Below are 22,343 nucleotides of genomic sequence, written 5' to 3'. Positions count from 1 at the left end.
GGCGCAGGTCAGCCCGGTTGCGTGTCGGCGAAGCTGGGGCGCGTCAGCAGCTTGTCGTGCAGCCGCGCCAGATTGCTGTGCTTGGCGTGCCAGTCGATGTCGGGGAAGCGGAACGCGATCCAGCCCAGCGCGCAGCCGACTGCGATGTCCGACAGGCTCAGGTGGATGCCACTGCAGAACGGCTTGTCGCCCAGGCCCTTGGCCATGGCGGCGATGCCGGCGTCGACCTTGGCGCGCTGGCGATCCATCCAGGCCTGGCTGCGCTCGCCCTCGCCCCGGCCGGCCCAGCTGGCTTCGAGGCGCCAGAGAATGCCCGCATCCATCACACCATCGGCCAGCGCCTCCCAGGTCTTGACCTCGGCGCGCTCGCGACTCTGCTGCGGAATGAGTTTGCCGACCGGCGACAGGGTATCCAGGTATTCGACGATCACGCGCGAGTCGAACATCGCCTCGCTGCCTTCCATCACCAGGCAGGGCACCTTGCCCAGGGGGTTCGACTGACCGATCGTCGTGGCGTCCGACCAGACGTCTTCCTTGACGAACTGGTAGTCCAGCCGCTTTTCGGCCATGACCACGCGCACTTTGCGCACGTATGGACTGGCGGCAGATCCGATCAATTTCATTCGGGCTCTTCCCTCGGGTAACTTCGTTATAGCGCTTTGATTCTAGGGGAACCGCCCCCGGCCCGGCCGGCTCCGGCGCGCCGACGAGGGGGAAACGCCACAGCCGGCACCTAAAATTGAAAAATGAGCTTCTCCACCGTTTCCGCCCTTTCCCCACTTGATGGCCGCTACGCCTCCAAGCTTGGCGCGCTGCGCCCCCTGATGAGCGAGCAGGGCTACATGCACCGGCGCGTGCAGGTCGAGGTGGCCTGGTTCATCGCGCTGTCGGACGCCGGTTTTGCCGAGTTCAAGCCGCTCACCGGCGGCGCGCGCAAGTACCTGATGGGCCTGGTGTCCAACTTTTCCGAGGCCGACGCGCTTGCGATCAAGGAGATCGAGAAGACCACCAACCACGACGTGAAGGCGGTCGAGTACTGGATCAAGTCGAAGTTCGACGCCCGGCCCGAGTTGCTCGCGGCCTCCGAGTTCGTGCACTTCGCCTGCACCAGCGAAGACATCAACAACACCAGCCACGCGCTGCAGATCCAGTCGGCGCGCGACAAGGTGATGCTGCCCGCGCTCGACGGCATCATCGCCACGCTGCGCGATATGGCGGGCAAATTCGCCGAAGTGCCGATGCTGGCCCGCACCCACGGCCAGACCGCCAGCCCGACCACGGTCGGCAAGGAAATCGCCAACGTCGCGGTGCGACTCGCCAAGGCGCGCACGACCATCGCCGCAGTGGCGCTGCTGGGCAAGATGAACGGCGCGGTCGGCAACTACAACGCGCACCTTGCCGCCTGGCCCGAATTCGACTGGGAAAGCTTCAGCCGCAAGGTGATCGAGACGCCGGCGCCGCTGGGCCTGGGCCTGACCTTCCAGCCCTACAGCATCCAGATCGAGCCGCACGACTACATGGCCGAGCTGTTCGACGCGTTCGCGCGCACCAACACCATCCTGATCGACTTCTCGCGCGACATCTGGGGTTATGTGAGCCTGGGCTACTTCAAGCAGCGGCTGAAGAAGGGCGAGATCGGCTCGTCGACCATGCCGCACAAGGTCAACCCGATCGATTTCGAGAATGCCGAGGGCAATCTCGGCCTGGCCAACGCCGTGCTGCGGCACCTGAGCGAGAAGCTGCCGATCAGCCGCTGGCAGCGCGACCTGACCGACAGCACGGTATTGCGCAACATCGGCGTGGCCTTCGGCTACACCGCGCTGGCCTACGCGAGCCTGGCCACCGGTCTCGGCAAGCTCGAGCTCAACGAGCAGGCGCTGGCCGACGACCTCGACCGTTCGTGGGAGGTGCTGGCGGAACCGATCCAGACCGTGATGCGCCGCTTCGGCGTGCAGGGCGCCTACGAGCAGTTGAAGGAAGTGACGCGCGGCAAGACCGTGACGGCCGAGGCACTGCACGGCCTGATCCGCTCGCTCGAGATTCCCGAGGCCGAAAAAGAGCGCCTGCTCGCAATGACACCCGGCAGCTACACCGGCAAGGCGGCCGAGCTGGCTCGGCGGGCCTGATGGCGCTCAAATCGACGATCTTCAAGGCCAACCTCGCCGTTGCCGACATCGACCACGGCTACTACGCCGACCATGCGCTGACGCTGGCGCGGCACCCGAGCGAGAACGACGAGCGGATGATGATCCGGCTCGTCGCGCTGGCGCTCAACGCCTACAAGCTGCAGGACGTGGTGCAGGGCGACGGCACGCTCGCTTTCGGCGCCGGCCTCTCGAACGTCGACGAGCCCGACGTCTGGCTGCGCGATTTCACCGGCGAAGTGAAACTCTGGATCGAGGTCGGCCAGCCCGAAGACAAGCCGATCACCAAAGCCTGCGGCAAGGCCGACCAGGTGATCGTCTACTGCTTCAGCCACGCTGCCGGCATCTGGTGGAAGGGCATCGAGAACAAGCTGACGCGGCCGCAGAACCTGCAGGTGTGGCGCGTGCCGAGCGAGATCTCGCAGGCGGTGGCCGCGCTCGCCGAGCGCAGCATGCAACTGCAGGCGACGATTCAGGAAAACACGCTGACGCTCGGCAACGGCGCCGAGAGCATCGACATCGAGCTGGTGAAGCTCAAGTAGGCAGCTCGGGCTCCGACGCGGCCTCGTCGTCCGGCCAGGTCTGCTCCGCCTCGCGGGCGCGCTCCGCGTACTTGTTGAAGCGCCAGGCTGTGTCTTCCATCGTGATGCGCCGCCAGGTGCTGCGCTTCTCGGCCGGCGACATCGCGGGCCAATGCTGCACCTCGTCGAAGCTGCGTCCGCAGCCCTTGCATTCGTTGTCGCCCTGGCTGGTCGAGCAGATCGCGATGCAGGGCGTGTCGGGGGTGGTCTGGTACCAGGCCAGCCACGCGGCCCAGGCTTCGGCCGGAAACCCGACTTCGTCGACCTCGTCTTCGCGGTGGTAGACCATCAACGCGTAGACCTCGGCCAGCGCGCGGATCTCGGGCGCAAGCGTGATGCCGTCGGGCGACGGCTTCTGTTCGCGCCAGAAATTGATGGCGGCCTCGATATCGGTAATGTGGATGGCGGCCATGAACAGGGTTGAGCAGCGGACGGGCATCATAGTCCGCACAAGTCCCGATGAATTCAAAGGTCATTGACGCTATTAAAAACATAGCACCAAATGCCCGCTGGCTGGATCCTTCCGCCGTTTTTTCTTTGTAAAAAAGGGAAAACCCACTGTTGCCATACACGACGGGCCGATGCTTTAATCCGCGCACGAAGGGGAGTAGCTCCCGTCCGTTGCGTGAGGCAGCGGGTATCGCCAGGTCGTCAATACGAAGCAAAACACTTCCGGCCTGCCGGGCAATGCGCTGCGCGCGTTGTTGAGCAAGACCTTCGATTTGAACCTGCGCAGGTTAGATCGAAGCGATTGCAAGTCCCCGGAACTTTCCGGTCCTCAGTCAGCCGCTTCGTCCACCTGCACCGGATGAATCGAAACGAACAGAGGAACGTATGGAACAGTTCATGACCCCAGAATTCTGGGTCGCAGTCGGTCAGATCATCATGATCGACATCCTGCTTGGTGGCGACAACGCCGTGGTGATCGCGCTGGCATGCCGCAAGCTGCCGCCGGCGCAACGCACCAAGGGCATTCTGTGGGGCACCGCCGGCGCAATCGTGCTGCGCGTGATCCTGATCTTCTTTGCGCTGACACTGTTGGCCATCCCGTTCCTCAAACTGGTCGGCGCCATCCTGCTGCTGTGGATCGGCGTCAAGCTGCTCGCCCCGGAGCACGATGACCCGCACGGCAACATCCAGGGCAGCGACAAGCTGTGGGCCGCCGTCAAGACCGTGATCGTGGCCGACCTGGTGATGAGCGTGGACAACGTGATCGCGATCGCCGGGGCTGCGCAGGGCGCGGGCCAGGGGCATCAGATGCCGCTGGTGATCTTCGGCCTGCTGGTCAGCATTCCGATCATTGTCTGGGGCAGCCAGCTGGTCATCAAGCTGATGGACCGTTTCCCGATCATCATCACGGCCGGCGGCATGCTGCTGGGCTGGATCGCGGGCACCATGGCGGTGTCGGATCCGGCGTTGTCGAACCCGGCTGCCTGGACTTGGGTGCCGAAGGTTCCGCAAACCGACACGGTGAAGTACGCTGCCGGCATCGGCGGTGCGGTACTGGTGCTGTTGATCGGCAAATGGGTCGTCGCGCGCCGCCCAAAGCCCGAACCCACGGCTGCGGCCTGATATCGTTAACCACCCGAGGAGCGCATCATGGAAAAGATCATCGTGTACGTGGACGACGCGGCTTATGCGCGCGAGCACATCGCGAAGCTCCTGCCCGCCGAGTTCGCCGCCAGCGGTGCGCACCACTGGGTTCTGGTGGCCTGCCCGCCCCGCATGACGCACCGCATCAGCAAGTGGGTGAGCCACAGCGCGCGCGAGAACTGGCGCGCCAAGTGGTTCAGCAAGGCGCTGAGCGAAATCACGCCGACCCTGTGCCGGCCGGGCGACCAGCTCACGCCGTTGCTGGCAAAGGGCCGGCTGACCGAGCTCACGCAGCAGCTGAAGCTCGAACATGGCGCGGCCAAGGTGATCGATGCACGCCGGCCCAAGATCGGTGTGGACATGGAGCCGGTGGCGCCGGATGTTCCGCCGGCCGGCAATTCCGGCTGGGCCCTGCCGGGTGCGGTGATCGGGATGGGCGCGCTGCTGGTCATGGCCAACGAGCTGACCGAGTAATAGACATAAACAACAGTCCACGAAAACGGGCGCCTCAGGCGCCCGTTTTGCTAAGCTGCTGCCGATGCGACTGATCCTCAAATGGCTGCTGAGCGCGCTGGCGCTGCTGGCAGTCACCTATCTCTACAGCGGCGTTCAGGTGAGCAGCTTTACCTCGGCGCTGATCGCGGCCGCGGTGATCGGCCTGTTGAACATGATCGTGCGGCCGGTGCTGGTAGTGCTGACGCTGCCTGTCACCGTCGTCACGCTCGGGCTGTTCCTGTTCGTCATCAACGCGCTGATGTTCTGGGCCGCCTCGGGGCTGCTGCAGGGCTTTAACGTGACCGGCTTTACGGCTGCGCTGATCGGCTCGCTGATCTACTCGCTGCTGGGCCTGATCATCGAAACCGCGCTCGGCGGCGTGTTCAAAGCCAGCTGAGTCCGCGCTTCAGTACAGCGGCTTCTTGTCTTCCGCCAGCTGCTCGCGTACCCGCTGATCGATCTCACGCGCCCGGCTGTCGATGATCGAGGCCTCGTAGTGGTCGACCGGGGTTCCCGGCAGGCGCATCAAGTCCTGCGCCGCCTTGAAGCGGTCGCGCGCGCCCGGGTAGTCCAGGATCGCAACGTTCGCCTCGGCATCGGAACGGATCGCGCGCACCGGCTCGTTCTGCGCGTTGTAGAGGCTGCCCAGCATGCGCCAGACCCCAGCGTCGCGCGGGTGCGTGGCAACCCAGTCGCGCACCGGCGCCACCATGGGCGCCGCATTGCGCGTGGCAATGGCGGTTTGGGCCGACAGCATCATCTCGGGCCGGTCTTTGGCCTTGGCATCGAGCAGCGCCACGGCGCGCGCCGGCTGACCGGACGCGAGTTCGATCTCGGCAGCCAGCAGCCGGGCCAGCCGCGCAGCCGGGGCGTCAGACGCAGTGCGCTCGCGCAGGCGCACCGCCAGCTCGCGGGCCGGGCCGAGGTCGCGCAAATGGGTGGCCGAGAGCGCGGCCGCGTAAAGCGTGGCCGCCTGCTGCGCGGGCGCGCTTTTGGCGAAATCGCCGGAACCCGCGGCCTGCACCCAGAGGCGCAACACGTCGACACCGGGGCGCGACAGCACCCGGGCCCGGGCCGAGACCATGGCGTGATCCATCACCAGCGGCATGGCGACATCGGTGCCGGGCTGCAGTTGAAAGCGGCCCTGCATGTCGGCAATGCGCTCGCTATTGAGCGGATGGCTGCGCAGGTAGGGGTAGGAGCCGTTGTCGTTAAGGCGGGCCGCGTACTGCAGCTTGTCGAACAGGGCGGCGGCGCCTTGCGGCGCAAAGCCAGCCTGGGTCATCACGCCGAAGCCGACACGGTCGGCCTCGCGCTCCATGTCGCGCGAGAAGTTGAGCTGGTTCTGCACTGCCAGCGCCTGGGTGCCCATCACCATCGCCTGGCCGACATCGCCGTTCTTGCTTTTCGCGGCGGCCAGCATGCCGAGCACCATGGCCGCGATCAGCACCGGCATGTCGCGCGACTGCTTGCCCAGCATGCGCGCGATGTGGCGCTGGGTGACATGCGACAGCTCATGGCCGAGCACGGTGGCCAGTTCGTCGCGGCTGCCAATCACGCCGACCAGCCCGAGGTTGACACCCAGGTAGCCGCCCGGCAGAGCAAAGGCATTGATGTTGCGATCCCGGCCGAGCAGCACCGTCCAGGCGAAGCGCTCGTCGAGTTCGGGGGTGAGGTCGCCGCGCACGCGGGCGGCGGCCAGCAGCTTTTGCCAGACGTCGTTCACGTACTCGACCAGCACCGGGTCGTCGATGTAGTCGGTGTCGCGGTAGAGCTCGCGCACGATGCGGTCGCCAAGCAGGCGCTCGGCACTGGCCGTCATTTCACCGTCGCCCATGCCGGGCAACAACTGGGCTTGCGCCGGTGGCGGCACCAACACCTGCGCCGCTATCAAAACAGTAGCACACAGCGACCGCAGGACGGGCGCCCTGGCTCGATTTAGCTTGGAATCGTGGATCAAGCGCGACACTCCTCGTCAGTGGCTCGGCCCCGTATGATGCGCGAGACTTCACAATGTTCAAGCATTAGCCGGCGGGCCGCTCCCCGGACGAACACCGGATCGGATCGCGCGGAGATTTCCCCATGAGCTCACTCACCCATTTCGACAGCCAAGGCCAGGCCCATATGGTCGACGTGGCCGCCAAGGCGGCCACCCACCGCGTCGCGGTCGCCAGCGGGCGCATCGAAATGCTGGCCAGCACGCTGGCGCTGATCGAATCCGGCAGCGCGAAGAAGGGCGACGTGCTCGGCATCGCGCGCATCGCCGGCATACAGGCAGCCAAGAAGACCAGCGACCTGATTCCGCTGTGCCACCCGCTCGCGCTGACGCGCGTGGCGGTGGCTTTTGCGGTGGCCAGCGGCGGCGTCCCGTACGTGGCCTGCACCGCCACGGTGGAGACGGTCGGGCCGACCGGCGTCGAAATGGAAGCCCTGACCGCCGTTCAGGTCGCCCTGCTCACGATCTACGACATGTGCAAGGCGGTGGATCGCGGCATGACCATCACCGATGTGCGGCTGCTTGAAAAGCACGGCGGCAAGTCGGGCAGCTTCACGGCGCCGGTGGTGCATCCGCCGGCTGGCCTCTGAGCCAGATCATTGCCTGGCATGCGGCCGGTCATGTCGCAGCCCGCGTTGCACCGGTGGTGCTGCGACTGCGCGCTACTTCATGCACTTCGAGGGGTTATTGCCCGTGGAAGTTAATGAACCTGTACTCGTCTTGACATACGAGCCGCAGACATCGCCACTCATCGCGCCGGTCGGTGCCGCAGTTATGGTGTAGGTGGCAGCGGTGACCGCCAGCGTGATGTTGTAACGCGCAGTGCCGCCCGCAGGTACGGTCGTAAATATGGCCGAGAACGCTGAGTTTGTCGTGCCAGTAACTGTGCCGCTGTAACGGTTGTTCTCGGTGTAGTAACGCTCAAGCCAGCCCTCCGCCTTGAGCATTTCAGCACGCGCTTCCGCACGATTCGAGCGCTTCACATATTCACCGTATCCCGGCAATGCAATCGCCGCGAGAATCGCGACGACCGCCACCACGATCATCAGCTCGATCAAGGTGAAGCCAGTTTGTCGCCCCGACACATTTGGATGGGAGTGCATGGCGTTGTTCAACGGTTACGGAAAATTTCGCGCCAGGTCAGGCGTCCATCGGTACAGGCGCCACAGCGCTCGACTGTCTTCAGCGTGCCATCTCCTGCCGAAATGATGGAACGGAACAGGCACTGGCCCGAACAGGCAGGGGGCGGCGGCGTCGGTGGTCCGCCCGGAACTGGAATCGCAGGGGTGGACGCAGGCACTCTGAATTGCCCGCCGCTGGAGCCTTCGAAATAGTTCAGGTTGCTCATGCCGATTGCACCGCTCGTCGTGACGCCCGGTACGGCGTTTGGAATCGGCGTGCCGTTGATGGGGTTGATCGCCATGTCGAAAGATGTTCCGTCAAAACGGCATCCATCCGATGTTGCCGAAGGCGCCAGCGAACGGATATTGACGCGGTTGGTATCTTCCGCAAAGGGATTGAAGACAACGCCTTCCGAACTCACCGGCAAGTTCGCATACCACCCGAGCGCACCTCCGGTATAGCTCACCGGATTGGATGTGAGATACCGAACTCCAGACACGGTGGTGATGGTCTGCTGCACCAAGCCCGTCTTGCCGGTAGTCAGCGTCGATGTGGTGCCCGGTTTGTCGTAGATGCCATAGATCGTATTGGTGTAGACCGACGACATCGGATAGTCATTGCTCTCCAGTGCCTTGCCAGTTGCGAAGAGCAATTGATAGCCGCCCTGCGGATGCGGGAACGGCACCACGGGCGTCGTGATCGGCTGTGACACGGTCGTCGTGCCCACAACCGTGGTGGCCTTGTAAAGCGGAACGCCCACACCACCGGTGGTGTTGGCAATCCTCCAGTTGGCCGGGTCTGCATCGCTGACATCGAACTTCCAGACATTGCCCTTCAGGTCGCCGGCGTAGATACGATCGATCACACCATCATTGTTCGTGTCGATGGCGGTCGGCGCCGCGAGGCCGTTGTCAGCCCCGTCACCAGCGACCACGGGCGTCAGAATCTTGATGTACTGAGTGCCTGCAGTCCACGTGGTCGATGCTGCCGACGTCGGACCATCCGCAAACAAGATGAACAAGGCCGCTCTGCCACCGGTGCTGTTGTAGCCGTTTCCATAGATGGCGGCCCACTTGCCATTGGCCATGTAGCCAGACTGGAATGGCTGCCCGTTCGACCGCCCATTGGAACGGCCCGTGATGTATCCCATGTCACTGTCCGCGGCATCGGTGAACTCCCACTTCACCACGCTTGAAGCGGTTGCCTCCGTCACGGTGTGCGGCGTGGTCACGTTGAGCGCGTACACACCCTTCGCGCCGCGACCGAACGCGCCGAACAAATAGGTCGACCAAGTGGTGCCGATCTTCACGTCGGCGGCCATAACGCTGCCGTCCATCGTGAGCCGAGTCGTCGCCTCGCCCAAATTGAAGTCTTTGGCAGTGATGGCGGCCAATTTTGAATAAGGCGCCGCAGTGTCCGTTGTGTAGAAGGCTCGAGGCACATAGGCAAAGAGCTCTCTACCGTCTGTGCCGTCAAACGCGTGCAGCATGCCGTCGTTCGCCCCCACGAACACCGCAGTGCGGTTATTGTTGCCATTGGCTGCAACAATGCCGGTTCGGAACGCGCCGTAGCCACCGCCGTACTGCGCATTGGTATAGCCCGCCGCAGGCGCGCCCACATACCAAGGCGTGGAGTTGATGATGGCGCCGAGCTTGGTGGCCGGGCGGATCCTCAAGCCACCGGATACCGTCTCGTTCGAGCTGTCGCCGCGCAGCCAGTTAAGTCGCCTCTGACCAATCGTCACCGTACTACTGGTTCCATTGGCCGGATTTGTCCTCAACGCATCTTGCTGCGCCGTGCTCAAACTCGCCCAACGAAACGCAATCGGCGCTGTAGCAGACAACGACAATATCTTGCGGGTCGAATTCCAGCCTGAACCACCGCTGTCAACCGTCAGACGCGCGCCAGCGTCCCAGTCGGAGGTGCTGTTGACCAGCCCGTTCGCGTCAAAGCTGTAGCGTAGAAACTGTCCGCTCGCATCGGCATCGACGTCGCTGCCAACAACCTTGGCCTTGATGCTGTGGGTGCTTGCATAAACATAGCCCCCTGATTGCGTTCTGGAGGTGGTCGCGGCCGCGGGAGCCGCCCCGCCTGCACGCAGGATCGTTGAGAAAATGTTGTTCAACGACCGCTCGAGTTCGGCGGGATCGATGGCGTAGAAGTAATTGTCCGGAACACCGTCGCTGCCCAAGGTGCCGTCTGACTTTTTCGAATCCCAGGCAGCGGCAGGAAGCACGGTACCCGTGGCGTAGCTGGGAACAACCGTGCGGTCGAAGCCGCCGTATTTGGCCGCATACCACATTGGATCCTGCAGGGCTTCGCCCGAGATGCCGACCATGTTGTAAACAGCACTTGTCGCGGCCTGCTGATCCTGGCATCCGCTGCAACCACCCGTGGAGTCAACCCTCGTCGATGGCGTCACCGTGATACCGACCGGATCCGTAAAGTTGGCGCCGTTGATGCCCGAATGGAAGTGGACGCCGTCTTTGTTGCTGCCCGCGATTGCGTAACCGAAACCGAGCACATAGGGCGTCGACTTGAACGCTGCATAAGTGGTGATTGTGATACTGCCGGTCGCGCTGTTGACTGCATATTCCAGCGTGCCCCACATGTCCTGGTCGTAGTCGCCGCCTTGCTCCGAGTCTTCCCACTGAACCACGAACTTGCCAGCCGTTGGCGTCTGGCTCACGACCCGGAAATCGACCAATGCTCCCGCGCCGCCTGTGCCAGAAAAAAGCCGCATGGCCGGTTGAACGACGACGAACTTGCCGGCCTGGTTTGGCACCGGGACCTTGATGCGCGGAGTGCTGGTCGCCAAGGCGACGCCGTAGGTGTCGACCTTGAACGCCCGCAGATTCGACGCGGCAACCACCGGGCTCGTGTCCCTGATGCGATTGGTGTGCGCGTACTGCGCGGCGCCGGCCATCAGAAAACTGCCGTAACCGGTCGGTGCCTCGGGGCAGAGGCCGACGCTCGTAGCAAGCGCGCTCATGGATTTGTCGCTGCACAGATTGTTGGTATCGGCCGCGGTTCGGCCGATCGTCCACTTCTTGCCAGTTGCGTACAAGCCTTCTGCGGAGCCGATGTCGTTTGTGCGCGTGCTCACCAGTGCCGACGAAAGACCCTGCACATCGCTGGCGCTGTCCCACTGGTCGTTGTCGTAAGAACTCACGCTCGCGTTGAAGTTGATCACGCTGGAACGACGGCAGGTGACATCGCCAAAGGTCGGAACCGTCGATGAAGCGAACGGATCGGTCCAGCTGGCAACGGTGAGGTCCAATGCGCCGTCCTTGCCACCGGTGGTGGCGAAGGCGGTCGTGGGCCCGGAGGCGCCGGCGAGGTAACGCAGTGATTCGAGGTACATCTCGCCGAGCGGATTTCCCCAACTTGCGCATTGCCCTTCCGTGAGCCCGATCAGGCCGAAATTGCACTGGTCGCTGCTGCCGGTATAGGTTCCGACGGTGTAGTCATAGCCGTAGATGCGCAGCTTGTTCAACGTGGACACGATACCGTCGACGCCTGTAAAAATCCCACTGTCTGTGTTGACCTCTGGCGTAAACGAAGAGACATTTTTTCTTAGCACCCCACCCGATATGTTTTTGGTGTAGCTGCCCGTGATCAAGCCGAATGCTGCTTCGTTGCGCTCACCGTATTTCTGCAGCAAACCCACTGGTTTGTAGTTGCCCGAGGGGTAAAGCTTGCAGCGGCTGTTCTCGTCATTGGTGAACGAGGCAACGCCGGTAGCCGCACCGTCAAGCCCCGTTTTGCAGACCTCCACTCGAACGGTGTAAGTACCTTTGCCGAGACCACTCCCGCCCACCCCGAGTCCATTTGTCTCCTGGGAGGGATTGCTGCTCGCAGCGCTCAGCCCGGTCACCGCAGACCGATTTCCGTTGCTAGCACCCTTCGTTTCTGACCAATAGCACTGCCACCGCTCATTAGCGTTCCAGAGCGAGTAGTTTCCACTGGCCACCAGCATGGCCGGCGGCCCAGCGGCATTGTGCGAGTACTGCAATGCGCCATTCTTGAACGTCGCGTTGCATATGGTGATCTCGTTGGTGCCCGAAAACGGAGTGAGTCGGGCGACATCGGTGTTGTTGTAGTACTTCGCAAATGCGTGCGCATCTGTCGGCAGATGGGCCCGCTCCAATACAGTGGTCGTGCTATCGGTGCTTCGGAACCCGCCGTACAGAATGCGCCGGATCACGTCCATCCGGGTCATGGTGGCCCAGTTCAGAAAGTTTCCACTCCACTCGCCGGTAATCGCGCCGCCGTAGTTGCAATAGCGAGACGTCGTATCGACCTTTCTGGACGGCACATACACGTTACTGGCGGTGTCGTAGATGTAGCAACGCTCATTGTCGAAGTAGCCGTAGTAGCTGTACGCGTGGCTGTACTGGGTTTCGATGGTGCCATCGCCATCGAGGTCGGAAAACTCGTTGTAGGCCTTGTATGAAAGCTGATGGTCGCGCGACAGGTTCAGCATCACCATTGGAGAGCCCTTCGTCTCCGTCAGGTAGGGTGGCAAGGGCGTGAGGTTCACCGCGAATGCAGACGTTGCAAGCAGGCTTGCCGCAAGAAGCACCCCCGCGGCAGCGGCACGGGCAAGCCATCTGTGCACAGTGGATGCAATCATTTCAATGCCTTCACGGAAGTTTGTAGCAAGACTTGTGTCGAGCTGTTGGCGCCATAGCCGGTAGCCGAGACGCGATAAACGAAAGACTCGCCGAGCTTGAAAAACTCGATGAGATATTGGGGTTGCTGCGAAACGACCGGCAACGCGGTTGCGCCGGTGTACGTGCCATACACCGTTGCGCGTCCGGTCGTAGTCCAGTTGGCCTTGACCTCCCACACCGGCGTTGTGGCATTGGGCAGGCAAAGCCCCAGCGCGCAAGTGGCTCCAAAGATATCGGCAGTTTCTGGAGCGATAGGCGTGGCTCGGCAGTTGCTGGTGCAAACACCGGCAATGTCTTTCTCGGCGTCTCTCAACGCCGACTCTGCTGCCTGGAATGCGAGCGTTCGATCAGCTTCGTTGCCGGCTATGCGGGCCGACAGGCTGGAACTCTGGATTGCCGTGACGCCTAGGATGCTCAAGATGACGAGGAACATCATCACGAGGAAAAGCGAGATGCCGCGTTGCCGGTGCAGACCATGCGGCACCGAAAGCCTGAATGGGCGCTGGACTTTCATAGTGAGGCCGTGTTTCGCAACGCCACCGTGGAGCGAATGGTGCGATAGGTTTCTGTTGGAACGGCAGCGATCGCCGTGCCGTAGCAGTCTGTGTATCCGGTTCCGGTGTCGTTGCCGGACGACTGGATGCTTCTTGCAAGAACGCACAGGTCAATTGCGGCGACGTCTTTCCATCCCGCTGCGGTGGTTGGAACCGGTACAACCTGGCCCGCGGCCGAGATGTAGCTGATTGCCAGCTGTTCGATTCCGGGCACCAGCGGTTGCGCCTGCAGTGCGACCGTGCCGAGCACGCCGTTGACTATGGGTGTTGTGTCAGACACACAACTGAGCTGCCCCATGGACTTGGTTCCATAAGGCGTCTGGGCAACCACCTGCGAAACAAAAAAATACGATCGAACTTCGTAGGTTTGCACGCCCCCCGACAACAGCTTGCTTGCGGCGGCGGCGTTTGTGCAATCGAACCCTTGCTGCTTGCCCGCAGACGAGGCGTATGCGTCGGTTTCATAGCGCGTCGAGATGGACGCTGAAGGGCGCGCGCCGGTCGGCGTTGCCGTACGGCAGGCCAAATCGCTGAGCGTCGTCGGCGCCGCCGCGTTGGCGTAGCCATAGGCACAGCCCGCGAGCTTGTCTTCAAGAGGAAGGGTGGGGCCGGGCGCCGTCGGATCCACCATCGCAAAGCCGGCGCTCTGGATGTATTTGGTAAGCAAGTCGATCGCAAACCGGCCGTTTTCTTCCATCTGCGAATTTTCGGAAACGGCGTTGTACGACTGCTTGGAATACAGATAGACAACCGAAGCAATGATGATGAGGATCAAGCCGATCGTCAGCCCGACCATCAATTCGATCAGTGTGGCGCCGCGGGTGAATCTGCGGGCGGAGAGACGGGAGTACATGGTCTGCGCCGACTTCATTCAAGGGATGATCGAAAACCGGCGGCAGCGAACGCCGGCGGGCGCTGAGGCGGCCGAGGGGCAACAGTTGCGCCAATCAATGCCAGTGGTGCTTGCTGCGCAGGTCGGGGCCGACTGCAAGGCGCCTGAGGAATCCACGAATTCCTTGTCCATGTACATGGACGTGACGACAAGCCCATTGGCGATTGTTCCGGTGATCTGCATCGACCCCTGTGGCAGCGACGCTTGCGCCTTCAGCAGCAGATCGGCCAGGTCGTCAGCCGCCACCTGCGCTGGCGTACATGTACCACTTGTACGGCAATTGAGCTTGGTGGGCACCGCGGCCTTTCCGGTCGCGTAGTTGGTGGTGTATTGGTAGTCTGCGTCGACCGCCTTGGGGTTGGCCCGAACCCGCTCCGCGATGTCGCTTGTGATCTCTGCCACGCGATGAGTCGACCATGCGGACTTCTGAAAAGCTAGCGCGCTAACCTGTAGTCCGGCGATGCCGAGCAGTCCAAAGGACATGACGAGCATCGCCACGAGCGCCTCGATCAAAGTTGCGCCGCGTTGTGCGTGAAGATTGCGAGTTCTCCGCATGGTCATGTCTGTAGTCTCTAGAAATCGGGACAGGATGTGACGCCGTACGCCGCGACGCGCACCCGGCCGATCTTGCTGACGCAAACGGTCCGCCCGAACCTCGCTTGATAGTCGGCATCAGACGATTTCGTATAGATCTTGAAAAACTGTGCACTGCGCGCAAAGCCAGCGCTACCGAAAATGAGCGTGCCGTCAGCCGAGCGGTCGAAGCCCGTCTGTGTGTTGTCCGGATCGACCGCTACCTGCGTTTTAAGCAGGATGTCGCCAGCCCCTCGCTCCCCGTCGCCGTCCACGTCGACGAAGACCTGGACGTCATTGGTGTTCCATGCAGTGTTGGTGGAAACACAGGCGACCGTGCTGGCATTTTTGGGGCAAACGATCACGTCCTGGTTTCTGACGATGGCTTCGCTTCGAGCGTAGTTAACGAGCCCTATGAAGCCATTCACGTTGGAGGAAAGCCGATTCCCCACCAGAAAGTCGCGCATGCTTGGCAAGCCAAAAGCCATGATCACCCCAAGCACGGTGATTGTGACAAGGAGTTCCAACAGGGTGACGCCGCGGATACAAGCTGCATTCACGCTGGGCCGAGACACAAGAGGGGGACACATGTGTCTAATTGTGAACGAATGTCCCCGTGACGCGATCACCGTTCGGTAGGAAAGGCTGGCCGTTCGTCGCCAGGATGGCACGACCAAGCCGCCGCGAGTTATGTCGTCACGCTCGCAGTTGCGGTTGTTGACGGATGCGCCGACCGATCCGCCCCGTCAACAGCGAGCGGCTGCCCGCGCTCTTGGGCTCAATCCGGCGCCCCCTAAGCCATCCAATTCGAGCGTCCCATCGGTACACTTTGACACTGGCGATCCTCGGTTGAAACTAGTGTCAGATCGCCGATGTCACCGCGCTCAAGTACGAGAGCCTCCTCTACCGGCGAAATATCCGGATTCTTTTAAATTAAATGCGAGCGAGCATTCAAAAATCAAGGCAAATCGATCAAAAAGAATGAAAAAAGGCACGAGGCCACATTTTTACTGATCGAAAAAAGATTGGCGAAATTCAAGGAAGTCAATAAACTGAATATCTACACGAAAGCGCAACTTGGCAGCGCCTTCAAATATGCGCTACTCGACAAAGGTTACGATCAGGAATTCTCGGAAAAAACGACAACCTGGCTTCTTCTCAAGTGCAAGTAGCATGTTTAATTCTCTGAAGAGATTTTTGCGAATTGACCGCGGCGAGGCAAACGGTGATTGATGCGGCGGCATCTGCCAAAGGAGGGCCTGGATGCCGCAGCCGACGAGAAGGCGTATCTTAAAAGAGGAAATTCGGCCATAGAGAATGATAACTACGCCGAGGCGATCGACTATTATCGTGGAGCGATTTCTATTCAACCGGACAGTCGCGCCGGGCATATCGGTTTAGGGTTCGCGCTTCTACAAGCCCGAGATTTTACCGCGGCAATCAGTACTTTGAAGAAGGCGGTAGCATTCGATTCAATGAGCGCCGATGGCTACTATATGCTGGGCAAGGCCTACGCCGAGACGCACGAAACAGATGCTGCAGAAGAGGCATGGCGCAGGGCTCTCGCGCTCCCGCCAAAGTTGGAGCATATTTATTGCGATTTTTGCCTGTTGCTGTTTAACAAGGGCCCGAAAACCCTGATTTCTATTTCTACCTAGGCAACCTGCTGTCAGAAGAAGGAAGCCACTCGGAAGCTGTCGGCATGTATAAGAAAGCAACGGCGCTAAACCCCGAATCGCCACACGCTTTCCAGCTACGCAAACTCGCTCCGACAAACTGACGACCTCGACAGATCTATTGAGATGCTGAAGAGGGCGTTTGCGCAAGAGCCTGAAGCAGCCCCTATTTTTAGCAATTATCTTTTGGGGATACAGTACAGCTCAAATTTTTCCAAGCAGGAAAAATTCGACGCGCATCGCGGATTTTCCCTGCAATTTGAGGCGCCGCTGAGAAACCATTGGGAAGCCCACACCAATGAGACCACCTCGGATCGAAGGCTAAAAATAGGATATGTATCCGGAGATTTTCGCAATCACTCGCTAGTCTTTTTTATAGAACCAATTATCAAAAACCACGATCACGCGAAGTTTGAGATCCACTGTTATTACTCGCATCCCACTCACGATATGATCACACAACGCATCAGGGGTCTGGCTGATCGCTGGATCGACTGCGCAGGAATGTCGGATGATGAGATGGCAAAACAAATTCGCGCCGACGGAATTGATATCCTGGTAGATCTCTCAGGGCATACCGGACATAATCGGCTGCTCACTTTTGCACGGAAACCCGCGCCTATACAAATGACCTGGCTTGGCTACCAGGCAACGACCGGGCTCAGTGCCATCGATTTTTGTTCAGGGCAAACTCGGTACAACACCTGCAATTCATGATGCGGGAACCAATTGCCCAGCTTTTGAAAATTTCCGGGAAAATAGCGGGCGTGATTCAACAAAAATCCGGTATCTGCGGCAAAACTTGAAGCCGAAAGTTGGGCCATATCCACGAAAGTGCGATGTGTATCATCGATGCGGAACCCCGCTTGTCCCGGTACGATGACCAGCACCTGCTCAACGCCCCGGCTTCTGGCGGCAAGCATCAGTTTTCGCAGCACTTCAACCGGATGTTCCAGATGTTCCAGTACATGGCTTATCACCATCGACTGGAATCGCGCTCCAACCGGCAATGCACTCATCGCCCAGTCATCGCGGAATCCATCATAAGCATCCACGGCCAGCCCGGCTGCGCGGCAAAAATCGACGGTTGCCTCGTTGTATTCCAACCCGCGAGACCCTGCGGGCAGCCTTCGCAGCAGCTCTCCGATGCCACAACCAAAATCTAGCGTGGGGCCTTGCAACTGCGCAGCAGCACTTCGCAAATAAATGCGGCGCACCAGCTTGCGCAGCAGGCTCCTATTGCTTTGATATTCGGTGTATCGCGCGTCGAATTTCATGTTCATTCACCACCGCCGGACATGCCGCGCCTGCCCGTCAGCAAACGATGCACCGCCCGGCGCGGTACCGATGCAATGTCATAGGCCAAAAATCCCAGCAATAACTGGATCGCCACGATCACCTGTAAAGCCACCAGCATCACGCTGCCTGCCGACGCGGTGATGCCAGTCTGCGCCGACTCTATCCAGAACAACACGCCCATTACGGAGCCGGTCAGCAGGAATCCCATGCCCACCAGCAATTCCAGCGATGCCAATGACAGGTCGCGAAGGAAATAGTTGTAGAAAATGCGCTTGAACATATTGCGGGCGTGCTTGTACGAGAAATCGAACATCACCCTGGAAATGCTCAGGTTGCTGACCTCAGCGCCATAGCGCGCGTCCATCGGCACATCCACCACCACCGCACGGATGATATTGAGGCGAAACAGCATGTCGCTTTCGAAAAAGTAACGGTTGCTGATTTTCTCCAATTGCAGCTTGGGCACGATGCGGCAGTGCAGCGCGGTATAGCCGTTGGTTGGGTCGAACAAATCCCAGTAACCCGACGAAATCTTGGTCATGAACGACAGTGCCGCATTGCCCAATATGCGCATGCGCGGCATGCGCCAGATCTGGGTCAAGTCGTAGAAACGGTTGCCCTTGGCATAATCCGCCTCGCCGCGCACGATAGGGCCGACCAGTTCCGGCAACGCCGCCGGATCCATCTGCCCGTCGCCGTCCATCTTCACCACGATGTCCATGCCGTCTTCCAAGGCCAGGCAGTAGCCCGCCATCACCGCGCCGCCAACGCCCAAATTCACCGCATTGCGATGCACGCGCACGCGCGGGTCGTTGCATTGCGCTTCGACCAACGCGCCACTGCCCTCCGGGCAGGCGTCATCGACGACGTAGATGCGCTCGACCAGCGCCGGAATGCCCGCGATCACCTCCAGCAGATGCGCTTTCACGCGATAGCTGGGGATCACCACAGCAATCCGCGGCGAACCGGTTGGCTGCACGCCCAGGCCGGTGCCGTAAGGATCGACGATGCTGCGCTCTTGCAAAATACTCATGCGTCTGGCCCGGCTTCGTAAGACAAGGCGTAGGCACGTGACAGCACAGCGGCAACCGAGGCCGGCCACAGCTTGCCGAACATCAGCCGGTCTTCACGGGCGCGCACACCAGCGCGGATGCCGCTGCTGGTTTCGCTGCCGGTGTGTATGCGGTGCAGCATCGAAACCCGCTTCACCCGCGCGAAAGCACCAGGCTGATCGGCCAATCGCAGCCACGCATCCCAATCCAGGTTCAGCCGCAGGTCTTCGGAGAACTGCGGGGCCTTCGGCGCCAATCGCAGCGTGACCGACGGACACGGAATCGCACAGCCAAAGCGCAGCAGCCGGCGCTTCGCGCTGCGCGACCGGATCGCATCGCGGCCCAGAAAGGCCAGCTCTTGCAACAGGCACTTGATGGCCAGCATCGGCGTGAAGGTTCTCGCCCGCTCCCCGGCCCATTCGCCGTAGCCGGTCATTACCAGGCTGGCATCCGGGTGACGGACCGTCCACGCCAGCGTTGCCTCGGCAAAATGGGGCAGGTAAACATCGTCCTGATGCGCCAGCGTGGCCCACTGCGCATCGGCGCAGCGCAGCGCCATGTTCCAGTCATGGCCAATGCCCGCACTGGGCGAATGCACAACCAGACGCGCATCGAATTCCGCCGCCAGCGGCTCCAGACCCTCGTGCGGCGTGGACGTGGAAATGATGACTGGTGAAGGGCGTGTCTGTCGGCGCAAAGACGCCAGGCAATCCCGCAAATGCGCGGAGTGACCGTAGGCAGGCACGATAAATACATGCTGTTGCATAACGTGCAATGACCTGTTCTTATTTCAACAGCGAGATCATCAGCACGCCGACCGAGATCAGCACAAGGCCAATCCACTGGCCGGCGGCCAATTTGTCCCCGTACAGCCACCAGCCCAGCAGCGCCAGCAGCACATAGAAGACCGATCCGGAGATGGCGAAAGCGACCCCCAGCTTGACCCGACTCACCACCACGACCCAAACCGCAAAGCCAATGCCCTGGATCACCACTGCCGCCAATACGCCGGGCGACAGCAAGGCCGCCAGCATCCAGTGCCAGCCCGCCAGTGCTGGCTCGCGCGCCGCGATTTGGGTCACTGCGTGTTTAACCAGCAACTGGCTGCCCAGCGTGGAACAGGTCACGAACACGATCATCAAGATTTCGTGGATCATTTGGGCAACGCCTTGCCGTGCTCCTCCGCCAACAACTGCTTCAGATCAGCAAGTTCCGCCATTCCGGATTTTTCATAAGGTCGGACGATTTTTTCAACTTCGCTGATCGCCTGCTGCATGCACTCCAGATCACCTTCGTGCAGGCAGACTTTGGCAAGGAATGCACCGGTTTTCAGGTCGCGCCCGCCATGCCACGCCAACTCGATGTTTTTGCGTGCGTCCTGCCACTGGCCATTACTGGCGTACAGATTGGCCAAGTAATAGCGGGCTGCGTACTTCGGACTGGCGGATTCCGGCTGCGATGCCGCCGAATCCACAATCTGCTGGAATGCGTCAATTATTTCGCCGCGCGTTAAGGGGCTGCAATCATGGGTGTCGCTGATGATCTGCATTCTTCCGAAGGCTTGGGACTCATAGACTGTCAGTCGGGGCAGATTGGCCGAGGCCGCCTGTCGGAGCAAGGCAGGGCTGTCTGCATTTTCGCCGCGCGTGCAGTTGATGGCGACCAGACTCAACTGCCCCATCTGCCGGTTTCTGGGGTTGTCACTGGCCATGAGGCGATTCATGGCAGCAATGGCCGTTGGATAGTCCTTGCGCCAAACCGCCCAGTATGAAACATCGAACTGCGCGCGCATCGATTCCGGGTGCGTGGCCGCGCCCAGTTGCGCGATGGTGCCGATATCGCGCCACACCAAGGCGCGGGCATGCGTGGCCAAGGCGAACACCAGCGCTAGCCCGCCAACGGCCAGCAGACCCAGTTTGCGCGGGGCCAGCATGTTGGTCTTGAAGGCGGGCACCAGTGCCAGCAGGCCGGCCACGGCCAGAAACAAACCGAATGCGGGCAGGTAATTGCGGTGCTCGTAATACAGCTCCAGCGGTAGAAATCCCGATTCCACGAAGTGGGCCACCAGAAAGAAGAACCAGCCCGCAAACACGCTCGGCGCTCGCTTACGCAACACGACGGCCAGCACACTGATTCCCGCCAGCACCAAAATGCACCACAGCGTGGACGGCGGCGAAAACAGGCCATGCGACACCGCGAAATCGTCGGTGTACAACCCCATTTGCGGGCCGCGTGGCAGCAGCAGCATGCCCAGGTAGTCGACCAGTGCGCGCGGCTGGGTCAGTAATCTTTCGGCCAGGGTGAAGTCCCATTCGTCATACGTGGCCAGCAATCTCCGGGGGGCCAGCAGCAAAATGCCGGCAACGGCCAAGGCCGGCAAGGCCAGAAAGGCGGTAAAAAAGTTGCGCGCCGTGGCGCCGGGCCGGGTGTTCTTGTCGAAATAGGCCAGTTCCAGCGCCAGACAGATGGCGGGAGCGACGGCGGCGTTCTGTTTGCTCAATACCCCCAGCACCACCAGCGCAGGGAAGCACACGAACAAATTGAATTGCGCAGCGCGCGTGCGACCATCGACCAGTTGCTGCCGCGCAAAAAGGTAGACCCATACCGCCGCCAGCGTGAACAGCGCGCTCAGCTGCGCCATGCGCTGCACCGCATACAGCACGGTGCTGGCGTGCAATGGGTGCAGTAACCAGATGGCGGCAACCAAGGCTGCCAGAAGGGCCGCATGAGGGGCCAGCCGCCCATCCAGCCGCAAAGCGCGGCGCAACATCGCGTAACCCAATACACCGCAGGCCAAGTGCACCAACAGATTGCCCAGCTTAAAGCCAAAGCCGCTGTCGCCAAATACCAGGGCGTTCAGCACAAAACTGGCCATGGCCACAGGGCGCGAGTAGATCACCGATGGCTGCGGCAGTATCGCCTCTGTCAGCCAAACTTTGCCCGTCAGCCAAAGCCGAATGATCTCCAAGTTGCCGGGATCGTCGAGCAAGAAGGGCCCGTTCAGCCCCGTCCAGTACACCGCGGCGGTAGCCAGCAAGGCAAGCAGAAGAACGACGCGTGACAGCATGTGCGGAGGTATTTAACCGGAGTGGCGCGGCAGGCTGGGCCTGTCCCCGCCGGAACGAAAAACCCCGGCCGGGGCCGGGGCTCTAGACAGCGTGTCAGGCGCTTATGCAGGGCGGCACTCGGACGGCAGGTACTTGGGGGCGATGCTGGCGCTGCTGCAAGCCCATTTCAGTTGACCCGTCGCCGTGCCGACTTCGGTCGGGGTCAGGACGATGGTGCCGGCCGCATTCGGCACGGTCGAGGTGGCCGTCACCAAACCGCTCGAACCGGTGATAGCGATGCCGCTGACGTACTTGGTAGTGCCCGGGAAAACGTAGCCAGTGTTGGTGGAGGTAACCGAACCCAGAGCACCGAGCGACGAGACGGTTTCGGCCACGGCCAGCTTGGCCGGGGAAGCCATCACGATGACTTCGGAGATCTTGGCGCGGGTGGTGTAGTCCTGGTATGCCGGCAGAGCGACAGCAGCCAAAATACCGATGATCGCCACAACGATCATCAACTCGATCAGGGTGAAACCCTTTTGCACATTGCGTGCGATAGAACGACGGTTCATTTCAGAAACTCCAGGTTGGTTGATAGAGCCCGGAGATCCTCCCCGGCGCGCTGCTCTATCCGCAGCATCTG

The 22,343-nt window shown here is 61.2% G+C and carries 23 protein-coding genes; 8 read left to right on the top strand and 15 right to left on the bottom strand.

Annotated features, from left to right (window positions below; translation table 11 throughout):
- Positions 1-8 precede the first annotated feature (8 nt).
- Entirely contained in the window at positions 9-623 is a 615-nt protein-coding gene (locus ACSFA8_RS07970; protein WP_435478950.1) for a glutathione S-transferase N-terminal domain-containing protein, read from the bottom strand.
- A 123-nt stretch (positions 624-746) separates the two neighbouring features.
- Between ACSFA8_RS07970 and purB the strand changes: the two genes are divergently transcribed.
- Complete coding sequence (purB, locus tag ACSFA8_RS07965) at positions 747-2,126, top strand: adenylosuccinate lyase (protein ID WP_435478949.1); 1,380 nt, start codon at positions 747-749, stop codon at positions 2,124-2,126.
- Positions 2,126-2,686: a YaeQ family protein gene (locus ACSFA8_RS07960; RefSeq protein ID WP_435478948.1), complete on the top strand. Its 561-nt coding sequence runs from the start codon at positions 2,126-2,128 to the stop codon at positions 2,684-2,686. The genes purB and ACSFA8_RS07960 overlap by 1 nt, the downstream gene beginning before the upstream one ends.
- On the opposite strand, the gene ACSFA8_RS07955 is transcribed toward ACSFA8_RS07960, so the two are convergent.
- Positions 2,679-3,137, bottom strand: a complete 459-nt coding sequence (locus ACSFA8_RS07955) for a DUF3717 domain-containing protein (RefSeq protein ID WP_435478947.1) — start codon at positions 3,135-3,137, stop codon at positions 2,679-2,681. The two genes, ACSFA8_RS07960 and ACSFA8_RS07955, sit on opposite strands and share 8 nt — an antisense overlap.
- Positions 3,138-3,559: 422 nt before the next feature.
- On the opposite strand from ACSFA8_RS07955, the gene ACSFA8_RS07950 reads away from it, so the two are divergent.
- From ACSFA8_RS07950 to ACSFA8_RS07940, 3 genes are all read left to right on the top strand, one after another.
- Entirely contained in the window at positions 3,560-4,297 is a 738-nt protein-coding gene (locus ACSFA8_RS07950; RefSeq protein ID WP_435478946.1) for a TerC family protein, read from the top strand.
- A gap of 27 nt (positions 4,298-4,324) precedes the next feature.
- Entirely contained in the window at positions 4,325-4,792 is a 468-nt protein-coding gene (locus ACSFA8_RS07945; RefSeq protein ID WP_435478945.1) for a hypothetical protein, read from the top strand.
- Between the two features lie 64 nt (positions 4,793-4,856).
- Positions 4,857-5,210 carry a phage holin family protein gene (locus tag ACSFA8_RS07940; protein ID WP_435478944.1) on the top strand — a complete coding sequence of 118 codons (354 nt, stop codon included), beginning with the start codon at positions 4,857-4,859 and terminating at the stop codon, positions 5,208-5,210.
- Positions 5,211-5,219: 9 nt separating this feature from the next.
- On the opposite strand, the gene ACSFA8_RS07935 is transcribed toward ACSFA8_RS07940, so the two are convergent.
- Positions 5,220-6,782: a M48 family metalloprotease gene (locus tag ACSFA8_RS07935; protein ID WP_435478943.1), complete on the bottom strand. Its 1,563-nt coding sequence runs from the start codon at positions 6,780-6,782 to the stop codon at positions 5,220-5,222.
- A gap of 113 nt (positions 6,783-6,895) precedes the next feature.
- Here ACSFA8_RS07935 and moaC point away from each other — a divergent pair, with 113 nt between their 5' ends.
- Complete coding sequence (gene moaC, locus ACSFA8_RS07930; protein ID WP_435478942.1) at positions 6,896-7,399, top strand: cyclic pyranopterin monophosphate synthase MoaC; 504 nt, start codon at positions 6,896-6,898, stop codon at positions 7,397-7,399.
- A 72-nt stretch (positions 7,400-7,471) separates the two neighbouring features.
- Here moaC and ACSFA8_RS07925 read toward each other — a convergent pair whose 3' ends face one another.
- Genes ACSFA8_RS07925 through ACSFA8_RS07900 form a run of 6 tightly spaced genes read right to left on the bottom strand, consistent with a single transcriptional unit; the run spans position 7,472 to position 15,216 of the window.
- Positions 7,472-7,912, bottom strand: a complete 441-nt coding sequence (locus ACSFA8_RS07925; protein ID WP_435479212.1) for a type IV pilin protein — start codon at positions 7,910-7,912, stop codon at positions 7,472-7,474.
- An 8-nt stretch (positions 7,913-7,920) separates the two neighbouring features.
- Positions 7,921-12,567 carry a pilus assembly protein gene (locus ACSFA8_RS07920; RefSeq protein ID WP_435478941.1) on the bottom strand — a complete coding sequence of 1,549 codons (4,647 nt, stop codon included), beginning with the start codon at positions 12,565-12,567 and terminating at the stop codon, positions 7,921-7,923.
- Positions 12,564-13,121, bottom strand: coding sequence for a pilus assembly PilX family protein (locus ACSFA8_RS07915; protein ID WP_435478940.1), 558 nt, complete (start codon positions 13,119-13,121; stop codon positions 12,564-12,566). The genes ACSFA8_RS07920 and ACSFA8_RS07915 overlap by 4 nt, the downstream gene beginning before the upstream one ends.
- The gene (locus tag ACSFA8_RS07910; protein ID WP_435478939.1) at positions 13,118-14,032 is read right to left on the bottom strand and encodes a PilW family protein; all 915 of its coding nucleotides are present in this window, start codon (positions 14,030-14,032) and stop codon (positions 13,118-13,120) included. The genes ACSFA8_RS07915 and ACSFA8_RS07910 overlap by 4 nt, the downstream gene beginning before the upstream one ends.
- Positions 14,033-14,614, bottom strand: a complete 582-nt coding sequence (pilV, locus tag ACSFA8_RS07905; RefSeq protein WP_435478938.1) for a type IV pilus modification protein PilV — start codon at positions 14,612-14,614, stop codon at positions 14,033-14,035.
- A gap of 11 nt (positions 14,615-14,625) precedes the next feature.
- Complete coding sequence (locus tag ACSFA8_RS07900; RefSeq protein WP_435478937.1) at positions 14,626-15,216, bottom strand: GspH/FimT family pseudopilin; 591 nt, start codon at positions 15,214-15,216, stop codon at positions 14,626-14,628.
- Between the two features lie 642 nt (positions 15,217-15,858).
- Between ACSFA8_RS07900 and ACSFA8_RS07895 the strand changes: the two genes are divergently transcribed.
- Positions 15,859-16,284 carry a tetratricopeptide repeat protein gene (locus ACSFA8_RS07895; protein WP_435478936.1) on the top strand — a complete coding sequence of 142 codons (426 nt, stop codon included), beginning with the start codon at positions 15,859-15,861 and terminating at the stop codon, positions 16,282-16,284.
- Positions 16,285-16,428: 144 nt separating this feature from the next.
- Positions 16,429-17,019 carry an O-linked N-acetylglucosamine transferase family protein gene (locus tag ACSFA8_RS07890; RefSeq protein ID WP_435478935.1) on the top strand — a complete coding sequence of 197 codons (591 nt, stop codon included), beginning with the start codon at positions 16,429-16,431 and terminating at the stop codon, positions 17,017-17,019.
- Here ACSFA8_RS07890 and ACSFA8_RS07885 read toward each other — a convergent pair.
- From ACSFA8_RS07885 to ACSFA8_RS07860, 6 genes are all read right to left on the bottom strand, one after another.
- Complete coding sequence (locus tag ACSFA8_RS07885; RefSeq protein ID WP_435478934.1) at positions 16,944-17,585, bottom strand: class I SAM-dependent methyltransferase; 642 nt, start codon at positions 17,583-17,585, stop codon at positions 16,944-16,946. The genes ACSFA8_RS07890 and ACSFA8_RS07885 overlap by 76 nt on opposite strands.
- Positions 17,582-18,634, bottom strand: a complete 1,053-nt coding sequence (locus ACSFA8_RS07880) for a glycosyltransferase family 2 protein (RefSeq protein WP_435478933.1) — start codon at positions 18,632-18,634, stop codon at positions 17,582-17,584. The genes ACSFA8_RS07885 and ACSFA8_RS07880 overlap by 4 nt, the downstream gene beginning before the upstream one ends.
- Positions 18,631-19,419 (bottom strand): glycosyltransferase family A protein, encoded by a 789-nt coding sequence (locus ACSFA8_RS07875; RefSeq protein ID WP_435478932.1) that lies wholly within the window; start codon positions 19,417-19,419, stop codon positions 18,631-18,633. Before ACSFA8_RS07875 ends, ACSFA8_RS07880 begins: the two co-directional genes overlap by 4 nt.
- 19 nt (positions 19,420-19,438) lie before the next feature.
- Positions 19,439-19,810 (bottom strand): DMT family transporter, encoded by a 372-nt coding sequence (locus ACSFA8_RS07870; protein ID WP_435478931.1) that lies wholly within the window; start codon positions 19,808-19,810, stop codon positions 19,439-19,441.
- Positions 19,807-21,720 carry a hypothetical protein gene (locus tag ACSFA8_RS07865; protein WP_435478930.1) on the bottom strand — a complete coding sequence of 638 codons (1,914 nt, stop codon included), beginning with the start codon at positions 21,718-21,720 and terminating at the stop codon, positions 19,807-19,809. Before ACSFA8_RS07865 ends, ACSFA8_RS07870 begins: the two co-directional genes overlap by 4 nt.
- Positions 21,721-21,822: 102 nt before the next feature.
- Complete coding sequence (locus tag ACSFA8_RS07860) at positions 21,823-22,272, bottom strand: pilin (protein WP_435478929.1); 450 nt, start codon at positions 22,270-22,272, stop codon at positions 21,823-21,825.
- Positions 22,273-22,343: the final 71 nt, after the last annotated feature.

It is taken from the genome of Variovorax nitratireducens, assembly GCF_051216545.1.
Lineage (GTDB): Bacteria > Pseudomonadota > Gammaproteobacteria > Burkholderiales > Burkholderiaceae_C > Variovorax.
The sequence above is the reverse complement of the archived record's forward strand: the minus strand, read 5'-3'. Positions and strand labels throughout refer to the sequence as shown.

Coding starts and splice junctions, on each gene's coding strand:
- ACSFA8_RS07885 (WP_435478934.1), bottom strand. CDS start 17,585: ATGAACATGAAATTCGACGCGCGATACACCGAATATCAAAGCAATAGG.
- ACSFA8_RS07865 (WP_435478930.1), bottom strand. CDS start 21,720: ATGCTGTCACGCGTCGTTCTTCTGCTTGCCTTGCTGGCTACCGCCGCG.
- purB (WP_435478949.1), top strand. CDS start 747: ATGAGCTTCTCCACCGTTTCCGCCCTTTCCCCACTTGATGGCCGCTAC.
- ACSFA8_RS07950 (WP_435478946.1), top strand. CDS start 3,560: ATGGAACAGTTCATGACCCCAGAATTCTGGGTCGCAGTCGGTCAGATC.
- moaC (WP_435478942.1), top strand. CDS start 6,896: ATGAGCTCACTCACCCATTTCGACAGCCAAGGCCAGGCCCATATGGTC.
- ACSFA8_RS07890 (WP_435478935.1), top strand. CDS start 16,429: ATGCTGAAGAGGGCGTTTGCGCAAGAGCCTGAAGCAGCCCCTATTTTT.
- ACSFA8_RS07970 (WP_435478950.1), bottom strand. CDS start 623: ATGAAATTGATCGGATCTGCCGCCAGTCCATACGTGCGCAAAGTGCGC.
- ACSFA8_RS07870 (WP_435478931.1), bottom strand. CDS start 19,810: ATGATCCACGAAATCTTGATGATCGTGTTCGTGACCTGTTCCACGCTG.
- ACSFA8_RS07895 (WP_435478936.1), top strand. CDS start 15,859: ATGCGGCGGCATCTGCCAAAGGAGGGCCTGGATGCCGCAGCCGACGAG.
- ACSFA8_RS07925 (WP_435479212.1), bottom strand. CDS start 7,912: ATGCACTCCCATCCAAATGTGTCGGGGCGACAAACTGGCTTCACCTTG.
- pilV (WP_435478938.1), bottom strand. CDS start 14,614: ATGACCATGCGGAGAACTCGCAATCTTCACGCACAACGCGGCGCAACT.
- ACSFA8_RS07915 (WP_435478940.1), bottom strand. CDS start 13,121: ATGAAAGTCCAGCGCCCATTCAGGCTTTCGGTGCCGCATGGTCTGCAC.
- ACSFA8_RS07900 (WP_435478937.1), bottom strand. CDS start 15,216: ATGTGTCCCCCTCTTGTGTCTCGGCCCAGCGTGAATGCAGCTTGTATC.
- ACSFA8_RS07910 (WP_435478939.1), bottom strand. CDS start 14,032: ATGAAGTCGGCGCAGACCATGTACTCCCGTCTCTCCGCCCGCAGATTC.
- ACSFA8_RS07940 (WP_435478944.1), top strand. CDS start 4,857: ATGCGACTGATCCTCAAATGGCTGCTGAGCGCGCTGGCGCTGCTGGCA.
- ACSFA8_RS07880 (WP_435478933.1), bottom strand. CDS start 18,634: ATGAGTATTTTGCAAGAGCGCAGCATCGTCGATCCTTACGGCACCGGC.
- ACSFA8_RS07945 (WP_435478945.1), top strand. CDS start 4,325: ATGGAAAAGATCATCGTGTACGTGGACGACGCGGCTTATGCGCGCGAG.
- ACSFA8_RS07960 (WP_435478948.1), top strand. CDS start 2,126: ATGGCGCTCAAATCGACGATCTTCAAGGCCAACCTCGCCGTTGCCGAC.
- ACSFA8_RS07955 (WP_435478947.1), bottom strand. CDS start 3,137: ATGGCCGCCATCCACATTACCGATATCGAGGCCGCCATCAATTTCTGG.
- ACSFA8_RS07920 (WP_435478941.1), bottom strand. CDS start 12,567: ATGATTGCATCCACTGTGCACAGATGGCTTGCCCGTGCCGCTGCCGCG.
- ACSFA8_RS07875 (WP_435478932.1), bottom strand. CDS start 19,419: ATGCAACAGCATGTATTTATCGTGCCTGCCTACGGTCACTCCGCGCAT.
- ACSFA8_RS07860 (WP_435478929.1), bottom strand. CDS start 22,272: ATGAACCGTCGTTCTATCGCACGCAATGTGCAAAAGGGTTTCACCCTG.